Consider the following 10,550-nt stretch of genomic DNA (forward strand, 5'->3'; position numbering starts at 1 on the left):
AAGACATGATCGAGGATACGGCGATGAATCTGGCGCGGGCGAAGGCGGCGGCCTGATCGTGCGGCGCCGCGAGGAGCGACACCGCTTCAATGCAAATACGGCCTGACAGGTATCGGGCCGCCCGGAACGACGCCCCGTCAGTGCGTCGATATCCCTGGAGGAAGACAGTATGGCGATGATGAAGGCTGCACGACTACACGAAATCGGCGGGAAATTCAGGGTTGACGAGGTGACCATGCCGACACCGGGCAAGCACGATGTGCTGGTCAAGGTCGAGGCCTGTGGAGTGATTCCCAACCTCAGGAATGTGGTGACGCATTTCCCGACCTGGTACCCCTTCCTCCCGCTGCCCGCGCTCCCCGCCATTTTCGGGCTGGATGCCGCCGGAACGATTGCCGCGGTCGGAGAGGGCGTGACCTCGTTCAAGGTCGGCGAGCGGGTCTATGTGAATCCGGGCGTCGGCTGCGGGGAGTGCCGTCACTGCAAGCGTGGCGAACCGACCCGCTGCGACGCCTATACCTTCATGGGCTATTTCGGTTTTGGCAAGGATTCGCAGCGCATCTTTGAACGCTATCCCTACGCCGGCTATGCCGAATACACAACCGCACCAGCGGCAAATCTGGTTCGCCTGCCGGACAACCTGAAAAGCGAGGAGGCAGCGCGCTTCGGCTATCTCGGTACGGCGTACTCGGCCATCCGCAAGTCGGCGCTGCGCCCGGGGCAGGACATCCTGATTCTGGGTGCGACGGGCACGCTGGGCGTGGGCGCCACCTTGCTGGCCCTCGCGTTTGGCGCATCCCGCGTGGTGGCGGTCGCGCGGGATGCAGCGGCGCTGGCCAAGCTCGTCGCACTCGACCCGCAGCGGGTGATTGCCATCCGGCTCGGTGACGGGCCGATCAAGGATCAGGTACGCGCGCGCATTCCGGACGGAGTCGATGTCATGCTCGATACGCTTGGCGCCAAGGCACCGGCCGAACTTTCGGTCGATGCAATGCAGGCAGTTGTCCGCGGCGGACGCATCGTGCAGATCGGGGGCGTCGCCGGACCCATCCCGATCGATCCGCACCCCTTCATGTGTGCCCAACTTCAGTACATCGGCTCGCTCTGGTTCACCCCGGCCGAGGGCGATGAGATGGCCAGCATGATCGCCTCCGGGACGCTTGACCTCGGTCTGCTCGAATCAAGGCCGTTCGCGCTCGACAAGCTCAACGAAGCGCTGGATGAAATCGAGGCGCAGGGCAACGGCTTCACGAACTTCCACATCCGTTGCCAGTGATGTTCAGAGACGGTCGTCGTCACTGCACCGGAAAGGGCGGTGATGGCGAGCCGAAGCAGGCACGGTCATGCGTAAACCCACAGGAGAGCAGCGATATGCAGAAAAAACGCGTCGTCACCGGTCACAATGCCGACGGCAAGGCCGAAGTCGTCCTTTCGGGCCCGGTGCCGGGCAACACCGAGTTTGAACACAATCCGGGCTTTTCTGCCGCCGTCGTGTGGCAGACCGGGGCCGATCTCCGCATCGTGCCGCGCCCGGCTGACTCGGCGCTTGGCCTGAGCTCGGTAATGCCCGAGCCGGGGGGCACCACGGCGATGGTCGTGTGCTTTCCGCCCGACAGCCTGTCCGCCGGACCCGATTTCGATCCGGAGAAGGCGGGGGCAGAGTTTGCCCAACGCCTTCCCGGCCTGGTGGATACCTTCGAGGCTGACGGGTCGGGCTATCACCGCACAGATACGATCGACTACGGTGTGGTCATCGACGGCGAGATCTGGCTGGACCTGGGCGACGGAGAGGAGACCCGGCTCGTCAAAGGCGACGTGGTGGTGCAGGTCGGCACCCGCCACGCGTGGCGCAATCGCAGTTCGGTACCTGCGCACCTGTTCTTCGTGTTGATGGGCGCGCGCCACTGAGCGGTAGGCTCACTCGCTCCATTGCATGGGCAGACGGCGTTTACGCCGCTCTGCCCGTATCTGTCGGCGTGCGTTCCAGCAAGCGGCCATTGAGGATGACGTCGAGCGGTCGCTGCAGATGGGTGCGCAGTATCGCCACCAGTCCGTCGGCATCTCGTTGCATGGCCAGCTCGAAGATCTGCTGGTGTTCGTTATGAACGTCCCGCGGGCGAGGGCCGTCCAGCGCCGACAGCCTGCGATAGCGTTCGGCCTGCAAATGCAGTTTCGAGCGCAGTTCGAGCAGTCGTTTCGATGTCGCAGCGGCAACGAGTGCCTCATGGAACTCGAAATTGCGTCGCTCCCATTCTTCATAGGCTTCAGCCGTCCGCGCGCCGAGGCGTTCCTCGGCACGTGTCAGACGGTGAAAGCAACTCACCAGCGTCGCTTCCCAGTCGTCGTTTCCATTCGCCAGGCTCTGGCGCGCAGCCTCGCTCTCGACCAGTGCGCGCAGATAGACAAGGTCTTCAAGATCCGCCACCGACATCGGAGCGACTGTGAATCCCCTTTGCCCCTGGGCTACGACCAAGGCGTCCGATACCAGCAGCGCCAGCGCTTCGCGCAGGGTGCCCGAGCTCATCTCGTAGCGGTCCTTGAGGTGTTCGACGCGCATCTTTTCGCCCGGTGCGTGGACGCCCAGCACGATGTTGCGGCGGATTGCCCGGTAGGCCGTTTCGATGAGTGTCGCGGGAGGCGCAGGGCTCATCCCGCCCAACGCAGTTGGGGCTTCGCGAATCATGGTGTGCTGAAGGTGATGAAGATGGGCCAAATCATAACATTCTTCATATGGTTGACATATGAACAAATAAAAGACAGTGTGCACAAAAAAAGAGATCACACAAAAATCTCAAGATTATTTGTCACGGATGGTGTGTGCCTGATCCGCCAACGCCACCACGTTTGAAAAAAGGAGCGATGCATGAGTGAGAGCAACCCCGAGATTGGCCGCAGCATCGATGTGGGCGGAATTCGTACCAACTATCACGATCTCGGTGCAGGTTTTCCCTTGCTGATGATTCACGGGTCGGGGCCCGGGGTCAGTGGCTACGTCAACTGGCGTACGGTGATGAATCCGCTCGCTGCCGACCGCCGGGTGATCATTCCCGACATGGTCGGATTCGGCTTCACTGATCGTCCCGAGGGGCAGGTGTACAACGCCGATGCGTGGGTCGATCAGGCCATCGGGCTGCTCGATGCGCTCGGTATCGCCCAGGCCGACATCGTGGGCAATTCGTTTGGTGGTGCGCTCGCGCTCAAGCTGGCCATCCGTCACCCGACGCGTTTGCGGCGAATCGTGCTGATGGGCAGTGCGGGCATCGACTTTCCCATCACCGAGGGGCTGGAGGCGGTCTGGGGCTATGAGCCGTCACCGGCAAACATGCGCAGGCTGCTCGATATCTTCGCCTTTGACCGCAGCCTGATCAGCGACGATCTCGCCCAGCTGCGTTACCAGGCCAGTATCCAGCCCGGGTTCCAGGAGTCCTTCTCGGCCATGTTCCCTGCACCCCGCCAGCGCTGGGTTCGGGCGCTGGCCAGCGACGAAGCGCAGATCCGCACCATTGCGCATGAAGTGCTGCTGGTTCATGGGCGCGAGGACCGGGTCATCCCGCTGCAGAGCTCGATCCGCCTGACCTCGCTTCTGCCGCGTGCGCAGCTTCACGTGTTCGGACGTTGCGGACACTGGACGCAAATCGAACAGGCGGCGCGATTTACCCGGCTGGTGCGCGATTTCCTGTCCGAGGCGAGCGCCGACGAACCGCTCGCGCCGGTCCTCGCCGAGCCGGCCCTGGCCTGAACATTGCATAATTTTTCCGACTGACCAGGAAGATCGGGCGCCCGGGCGCCGCGATCCCGAATGCAGGAGCAGAACATTGATGAATGAAGACATCGAAGGGCGCTGGAACATCGTTTCCTGGCGGCAGGAGTATGACGACGGACGCAAGGTCTATCCGTTTGGCGAGGATATCGACGGTTTCATCGAGTACGGCCGCGGGAACATGTTCTGCGTGCTGTCGAAGCGGCCGCGCCACGTCTTCACCACGGGGGGGCAGTGGGATGCTGCCGACAGCGACAAGGCTGCGGCCTACGATGAGTATCTGACCTACGCCGGTCGCTACGAGTTCGATGGCGAGACCGTGACTCACTTTATCGAATTGTGCATTTTCCCGAACTGGCAGGGGACGGCCCAGCGGCGCAAGGTCCGGCGCACCGGTCCCGATGAAATGACACTGGTTGCGCGGATCGAGGACGGCACGCCCGAAGCGAGGACGGCCGTTCTCGCCTGGCGGCGGGCTTCGGTCTGATCGACGGACGGATGTGTCGGTACAGGAGACAGGATTGATGGCACAGGTAAAACGACTGGCATATGTGCAGATGGAAGCGACAGATCTTGATGCGTGGCGCGATTTCGCGTCCAACGTATTGGCTTGCGAAGTCGTGTCTGCACCCGGGGCAGCCGATCTTCGGCTGAAAGTCGATGATCGGCCGTGGCGGATACAGGTTACACAGGGACCACGCAATGATATTGTCGTGATGGGACTTGAAGTCGATTGCGGTGAGGATTTTGCGACGATTCGTGCGCGCTTGGCAGACGCAGGTGTCGATGTACGCGTTGGCGGCAACGACGCCTGCGAGGCGCGTGGCGTGCGCGAGATGCTGTGCTTCCGCGATCCGGCCGGGATGGAGGTGGAACTGTCCTACGGCGCGTTGATGCGTCCGCAACAACCCTTCCACGCGCCGCTCGCGCACGGCGGTTTCGTCACCGGCGAGCAAGGCTTGGGGCATGTAATGCTGGTGGTGGAGAACGTGGAGGAGGTCCATCGCTTCTATTGCGATTTGCTGGGCTTCGTTACCAGTGATTTTGTCTCGACTGCCAACTACGGCGGCCAGAAGGGCAATTTCGTGTTCATGCGCTGTAACGCCCGACATCATTCTTTAGCGATAGGTTATCTTCCGCTTGGGCGCCGACTCGGGCACCTCATGCTGCAGGTACGCGATTTCGACGATGTCGGCCGTGCGCTCGACCGGGTGCATCAAAGCCGGTTTCGACAGACGCGCGCACTGGGGCGCCATATCAACGACCGGATGTTCTCCTTTTATGTGGAGAGTCCGTCGGGGGTGCAGGTCGAATACGGCTGGGGGGGGCTCGAAGTGGAGGCGGAAGACCTCGATGTCAAGACCTATGACGTGACCAGTGCCTGGGGGCACCAGCACCTTCTGGTGAAGTAGGCGGTTGCGCAGCGGGCGCTGGCCGTGCCCGCTGCCGGACGATGATATTCCGACAGGCCGCAGGGCAGACCTGCCACAGAGCAGGCGCGGGCAGACACGACAGAGAGACAAGGAGTGACGATGCAATTGCAGGGATTGGCATACGACCGCAACGACTTTGTGGAAATGGGCCGCTTCGAGCGATTTCAGACGCGCGATCTCGAAGAGGCCCGAAGCTGGGGAACGCGGGTGTTCTGCGAGAACAATCTGCGTAGCCTCGATGCCCGCAAACCCGTCAACGCACGCATGTACTACCGGCGCATGAACGGTATCGGCATCGGACGCATGAGTTACGGCGGAGAAGTGACCATCGAGCCGGGGGTGCTCGATTCCTTCTATCTGATCCAGATGCCCTTGTGCGGATCCGAGCGTATCGAGTGCGCGGGCGAAACAACGCAAACCGCTGCGGGCACGGGGTCGATCCTCAATGCCCATCGCCCGGTCCGCATTCGTCATGCCGATCGCACCGAGAAGCTGATTCTCCGGGTCGACCGTGACCTGCTCGAACGGCACTGCCGGCAGCACCTTGGGGGCAACCTGCCGAACCGGATCGAGTTCGATACGGCAATGCCGCTCGAGACCGGCGCCGGCCAGCGCTGGATGCGCACCATTCACTGGCTGCTTGAAACCCTGAAGTCCGAACCCGATCCGGTGTCGCCGCTGCTGTCGGCGCAGATCGAGCAGATGGTGGTGACCATGCTGCTGGTGTGCCAGACCCACAACTACACCCGCGCACTGTGCGAAGACTCGCGTACCGTTGCACCCGCCTTCATTCGCCGTACCGAACAGTTCATCGAAGAACATGCTCACGAGCCGATCACCGTTGGCGACATGGCCGAGCATGTGGGCGTCAGCACACGCTCGTTGTTTACCGGATTCCGCAAGTATCGCAACACGTCGCCCATGCTGTTTCTGAAAGAGGTTCGACTCAGCCGTGTGCGTGAGCAACTGTTGCGCGGGCAGACCGGCCGCACCACGGTGACCGCCGTTGCGTATCAATGGGGGTTTGGCCATCTGGGACACTTCACCACCGATTACAAGCGCCGTTTCGGTGAAAGCCCGTCCGAGACGCTGGCCCGCTGAGCGCGATGTCGAACGCGCATTCGGTCATCTATCGATCGAACGATCTCGACGAGACCCGCAGCATCGTTGCGGGAATCTATTGCGATCATCGCCTCGACCAGGTCGGTGGTCGCGAGCGCCTGGCCTACGAACAGACCCATTGCAGGATGGGGGATTTCAGCTTCAGCCAGATGGGATACGGGGCCGATGTCCGTGTCGAACCGGGCAGGCTGGGCGACTTCTACCTGATCCAGGTACCACTTGCGGGGACGGATCAAATGGTTGTGGACGGCCGCGCTTTTTGCTCCGACCCCGTGCACCCGTCCATTCATGCGCCAAGGAGCGGACTCGGCATGAACTGGCGAGCGGATTGCCGCAAGTTTGTGGTCAGGATCGAGCGCCACGCACTCGAATCGCATGCCGCAGCGCTGTCGGGGCGTACGGAGGCGGGACCGCTTGCTTTTCTGCCCTCGGTCGATCTGCGACAACCGGCGGTCGCATCGTGGGTTGCGACCGCGCAGCATGTGCTCGCCGAACTCCAGCGTCACCCGCAACTCGCCGAGCAGCCGCTGGTCAGGTCGCAATTCGAACAGTTGCTGATGACCACGCTGTTGAGCTGGATGCCGGGCAGTTTCGCCGAGACGGCCCGGAGCGAGCGGCGCGTCGTGCTGCCACGCCACGTCAAGGCGGCCGAAGACTACATGCGTGCCCATCCCGAGCAGGCGCTGACCATCGAAACGCTGGCTGCAGAAGTGGGCGTCAGCGGCAGAACGCTGTTCGACGGCTTTCGGAAGTTTCTCGGCGTGAGTCCGATGCGCTATTTGCGTGACTTGCGCATGGAGTGTGTCCGCCGCGACCTCCTCGATGCGTCGAAGCCGCGCAGTGTCACCACGATCGCGACGCATTGGGGCTTCTATCAGCTCGGGCGTTTCGCCTGTGAGTATCGACGTCGCTTCGACGAGCAGCCGCACGAGACCATGGCGCGCGGACGCTAAGGTCCCATTTGTTGCCCGCTTGCGGTGCATCGACGCACCGAGTTGGTGAGTCCTTGATTTTCCTGCAGTTTGTGCACGTCGCCTGCAGTTCTCGCATATTGATTGCACCGCCTCTCCGTCAAATTGGGCTTGTCTTCGATCTCGAAGATTTCGCACCAAACTACGACGGAGAGAAACAACATGCGCAAGATCACCATCATCGGTGCAGGGCAGGGCGGCCTGCAGCTTGGCATCGGTCTGCTGGCCAAAGGTTTTGACGTAAGCCTGGTGTCCAATCGAACTGCGGCGCAGATCGCCGAAGGTCGCGTCATGTCGAGCCAGTCGATGTACGACATGGCCGTGGGCTACGAGCGCGAGCTCGACCTCGCATTCTGGGACGACACCTGTCCGCCGATTTCGGGCGTGCACTTCCGTGCAGGAGGAAGCGACGGGGTGACGTTGATTGACTGGCGCTCGCCGATGCGCGCGCCGGGACAGTCCGTCGACCAACGCATCAAGATGCCTGCGTGGATGGCCGAGTTCGAGCGCCGCGGAGGCCGTCTTGTCATTGCCGATGCGGGGATACCAGAGCTCGAGCGCTATGCGGCCGAATCGGATCTCGTGGTCGTGTCCACCGGCAAGGGTGAGATTGGCGCCCTGTTCGAGCGCGATGCCGAGCGCAGCCAGTTCGATGCGCCGCTGCGCACGATCTCGCTGACCTACGTGCACGGCATGAAGCCGCGTGCCGACTTTTCCGCGCTCAACATCAGCGTCAACCCGGGCATCGGCGAGTATGTGAACTTTCCCGCACTGACGCATACGGGGGCGTGCGACATCATCAACCTGGAGTGTATTCCGGGCGGCCCGATGGACCGCTGGAACGAGGTCGATTCGCCTGCGGCCCATCTCCGGCTCGCCGTCGAACTGATCCGCGAGTTCTTCCCCTGGGAGGCGGAACGCTGCGAGGCCCTGCGACTGACCGACGACCTGGGAACGCTGGTCGGGCGGATCACGCCCACCGTGCGCAAGGTAGTCGGCAGACTGCCATCGGGTGCCGCGGTCATGGGGATGGCCGATGTGCTGGTGCTGAACGACCCGATCACCGGCCAGGGGTCGAACAATGCGAGCAAGTGCGCGGCCCTCTACATGGATGCGATTGTCCGCCATGGCGACAGGCCTTTCAATGAGGCCTGGATGCAAAAGAGTTTCGAGACCTACTGGGACTACGCGAAATGGGTGACGCGCTTCACGAATACCCATCTGCTGCCGCCGCCCCCGCAGGTGCTGAAGGTGTTTGCCGCGTGCGGACAGAATCCGGCCCTGGCAGCGTACGTCGCCAACGCGTTTGATGATCCGAAGAGCCTTTCACCCTGGTATTACGACGCCGACGAAGCCGATCGCTTCATCGAATCGTTTGCCGTTGCGGCCTGAGGAAAGCGAAATGACGATGAATACGAAGTGCGCGCGTGTCGACCGCAAGCTGATGGCCGGTCTGGTGATGGTGCTGTTCGGCGCTGGCGGGCAGTCGGCAATGGCCACGCAGGGAACCTTTCCGCATGGATACGGCGTCAAGTCCGAGGGCATGGGTGGTGTTGCCATCGCGCTTGCGCAGGATGCGCTGGTCGGTGCCACCAACCCGGCCGGCATGGTGTGGGTGGGCAACCGTGTGGATCTGGGGGCGGCGTTCCTGCTGGTGGATAACGGCGCCTATTTCGCCGGTACGCAGTATGACGGCAGCGCGGACAAGAGTCTGTACATCATTCCCCAGCTGGGCGCGAACTGGATGATCGATCCGGTATCCAGTCTGGGTGTGAGTGTGGTTGGTAATGGTGTCGGAACCAATTACGCCAACGAAGCCAGTATCGGGGGGATGAAGGCACCGAGCTCGGAGCTCAAGCAGATGGTCACCACCGTGTCGTATGCGCGCAAGCTCGGCGATCAGCATGCGGTCGGGGTGGGGCTGGTGCTGGCAAGGCAGGTGCTCGATGTCGGCGGCACCGGCAGCATCGGTTTGCCCGAAGGGCGCGACGATTCCTACGGTGCGGGGCTCCGTGTCGGATGGACGGGTGAGGTGGGTGGAGGGCTGCGACTCGGCGTGGTGTGGACGAGCAAGGTCGATATGGGGCGGATGGATACCTTCGAAGGTTTGCTGCCCGAACGCGGCAACTTCGATATTCCGGCCAGCTACGGGGCGGGTGCAAGCTTTGTTCAAGGGGCCTGGACTTTTGGCGTCGATGCGCAGCGCATCCTGTGGAGCGATGTGCGCGCGCTGGGCAACAACGGCGTCGGCAACGCCACCGGCGCGCCCGGATCGAGCACTGGACCCGGTTTCGGCTGGCGGGACCAGTCCGTGTGGCGGGCAGGGGTGGCCTACGCCATCGATTCGCAGTGGACCGTGCGCGCAGGATACAACCACGGCACCCGACTGCTGGACAGCCGTGACACCTTCCTCGGCGTGCTTGCCCCTTCGGCCAACCGCCGCCATTTCACCCTTGGTGCGACCCTTGCGCTCGCCGATGGCAGCGAATTTTCCGTGGCTTATGCGCGCTCGTTCAAGGAAACGGTACATGGGACAGGTGCGCCGCCGGATGGGCTGACCGATCTCTACATGGGGCAGGACTGGTTGTCCGCGTCCTACAGCTTCAGGTTCTGAGGAGGCGCGATGATCGATCCAGTACATCTGCGCCGTGCCTTCGGCCAGTTTGCCACCGGCGTCACCATCGTCACCACCCTGGATGCCGAGGGCAAGCCGGTCGGTGTGACTGCCAGCAGCTTCAATACCGTATCGCTGCAACCACCGCTCGTGCTGTGGAGCATTGCTCGCAGCGCATACAGCTTCGCGGCCTTCGCCGAGGCCGGGCATTTTGCGGTGCATGTGCTCGACGCGGACCAGCGCGGTCTGTCCGACCGCTTTGCACGGGCCTCATCCGACAAGTTTGCCGATTTGCGCGTCGGCGAAGGGGTGGGCGGCGTGCCACTGCTGGACGCCGTATCGACTGTGTTCGAGTGCGAGACGGCGCATCGCTACGACGGGGGTGACCATCTCATCCTCGTTGGCAGGGTGGTGAGGCTGCAGCTGCCGGAAGACGCATTGGCGCCCTTGTTGTTTCATCGTGGTCGTTACGCGGTGGTCGATGCGGTCGAGGGCGTCGTGAGCTGAACAGGCTGGCAGCCCTGAGGAGCCCGTCGTTGCAGGCGGCAGCCCGGGACCAATCGGGCTCGCCGCAGTCAATGGCGTCCGTTTCCGGCACGCATTCCGAATTGTGCGCTGTGGGGATAAACGGTGTCCGCATTGGAGCGCGT

11 protein-coding genes are annotated in these 10,550 nt (G+C 62.7%); 10 read left to right on the top strand and 1 reads right to left on the bottom strand.

All coding sequences use genetic code 11. The features are described from left to right. Positions 1-169 precede the first annotated feature (169 nt). On the top strand, positions 170-1,276 hold the full coding sequence (locus tag J5J83_RS22770; RefSeq protein ID WP_212353667.1) for an alcohol dehydrogenase catalytic domain-containing protein: 1,107 nt from the start codon (positions 170-172) through the stop codon (positions 1,274-1,276). Between the two features lie 95 nt (positions 1,277-1,371). Beyond that, positions 1,372-1,908: a cupin domain-containing protein gene (locus tag J5J83_RS22775; RefSeq protein WP_212353669.1), complete on the top strand. Its 537-nt coding sequence runs from the start codon at positions 1,372-1,374 to the stop codon at positions 1,906-1,908. 40 nt (positions 1,909-1,948) lie between these two features. Here the strand turns inward: J5J83_RS22775 and J5J83_RS22780 are convergent, their stop codons facing one another. Beyond that, positions 1,949-2,650: an FCD domain-containing protein gene (locus J5J83_RS22780; protein WP_212353671.1), complete on the bottom strand. Its 702-nt coding sequence runs from the start codon at positions 2,648-2,650 to the stop codon at positions 1,949-1,951. A 213-nt stretch (positions 2,651-2,863) separates the two neighbouring features. On the opposite strand from J5J83_RS22780, the gene J5J83_RS22785 reads away from it, so the two are divergent. The 8 genes from J5J83_RS22785 to J5J83_RS22820 all read left to right on the top strand — a co-directional run bounded on the left by J5J83_RS22785 (position 2,864) and on the right by J5J83_RS22820 (position 10,407). Further along, entirely contained in the window at positions 2,864-3,739 is an 876-nt protein-coding gene (locus J5J83_RS22785; protein WP_212353673.1) for an alpha/beta fold hydrolase, read from the top strand. Positions 3,740-3,818: 79 nt separating this feature from the next. After that, complete coding sequence (locus J5J83_RS22790) at positions 3,819-4,247, top strand: lipocalin-like domain-containing protein (RefSeq protein WP_212353675.1); 429 nt, start codon at positions 3,819-3,821, stop codon at positions 4,245-4,247. Positions 4,248-4,284: 37 nt separating this feature from the next. Continuing rightward, positions 4,285-5,172 (top strand): VOC family protein, encoded by an 888-nt coding sequence (locus J5J83_RS22795; protein WP_212353677.1) that lies wholly within the window; start codon positions 4,285-4,287, stop codon positions 5,170-5,172. A 120-nt stretch (positions 5,173-5,292) separates the two neighbouring features. Continuing rightward, positions 5,293-6,294, top strand: coding sequence for an AraC family transcriptional regulator (locus tag J5J83_RS22800; protein WP_212353680.1), 1,002 nt, complete (start codon positions 5,293-5,295; stop codon positions 6,292-6,294). 5 nt (positions 6,295-6,299) lie between these two features. Next, the gene (locus tag J5J83_RS22805) at positions 6,300-7,268 is read left to right on the top strand and encodes an AraC family transcriptional regulator (RefSeq protein ID WP_212353683.1); all 969 of its coding nucleotides are present in this window, start codon (positions 6,300-6,302) and stop codon (positions 7,266-7,268) included. A 180-nt stretch (positions 7,269-7,448) separates the two neighbouring features. Next, positions 7,449-8,678 (top strand): styrene monooxygenase/indole monooxygenase family protein, encoded by a 1,230-nt coding sequence (locus J5J83_RS22810; protein ID WP_212353698.1) that lies wholly within the window; start codon positions 7,449-7,451, stop codon positions 8,676-8,678. A 10-nt stretch (positions 8,679-8,688) separates the two neighbouring features. Beyond that, entirely contained in the window at positions 8,689-9,900 is a 1,212-nt protein-coding gene (locus tag J5J83_RS22815; RefSeq protein ID WP_249116148.1) for an outer membrane protein transport protein, read from the top strand. 9 nt (positions 9,901-9,909) lie between these two features. Further along, a complete protein-coding gene (locus J5J83_RS22820; protein WP_212353701.1) occupies positions 9,910-10,407 on the top strand; it encodes a flavin reductase family protein in 498 nt (165 codons plus the stop codon). Positions 10,408-10,550: the final 143 nt, after the last annotated feature.

It is taken from the genome of Azoarcus sp. L1K30 (genome assembly GCF_018122735.1).
GTDB lineage: Bacteria > Pseudomonadota > Gammaproteobacteria > Burkholderiales > Rhodocyclaceae > Parazoarcus.

Excerpts from the sequence above, each read along its gene's own strand:
- J5J83_RS22770 (WP_212353667.1), top strand. The coding sequence starts at position 170 with ATGGCGATGATGAAGGCTGCACGACTACACGAAATCGGCGGGAAATTC.
- J5J83_RS22810 (WP_212353698.1), top strand. The coding sequence starts at position 7,449 with ATGCGCAAGATCACCATCATCGGTGCAGGGCAGGGCGGCCTGCAGCTT.
- J5J83_RS22780 (WP_212353671.1), bottom strand. The coding sequence starts at position 2,650 with ATGAGCCCTGCGCCTCCCGCGACACTCATCGAAACGGCCTACCGGGCA.
- J5J83_RS22800 (WP_212353680.1), top strand. The coding sequence starts at position 5,293 with ATGCAATTGCAGGGATTGGCATACGACCGCAACGACTTTGTGGAAATG.
- J5J83_RS22775 (WP_212353669.1), top strand. The coding sequence starts at position 1,372 with ATGCAGAAAAAACGCGTCGTCACCGGTCACAATGCCGACGGCAAGGCC.
- J5J83_RS22805 (WP_212353683.1), top strand. The coding sequence starts at position 6,300 with ATGTCGAACGCGCATTCGGTCATCTATCGATCGAACGATCTCGACGAG.
- J5J83_RS22790 (WP_212353675.1), top strand. The coding sequence starts at position 3,819 with ATGAATGAAGACATCGAAGGGCGCTGGAACATCGTTTCCTGGCGGCAG.
- J5J83_RS22815 (WP_249116148.1), top strand. The coding sequence starts at position 8,689 with ATGACGATGAATACGAAGTGCGCGCGTGTCGACCGCAAGCTGATGGCC.
- J5J83_RS22820 (WP_212353701.1), top strand. The coding sequence starts at position 9,910 with ATGATCGATCCAGTACATCTGCGCCGTGCCTTCGGCCAGTTTGCCACC.
- J5J83_RS22785 (WP_212353673.1), top strand. The coding sequence starts at position 2,864 with ATGAGTGAGAGCAACCCCGAGATTGGCCGCAGCATCGATGTGGGCGGA.
- J5J83_RS22795 (WP_212353677.1), top strand. The coding sequence starts at position 4,285 with ATGGCACAGGTAAAACGACTGGCATATGTGCAGATGGAAGCGACAGAT.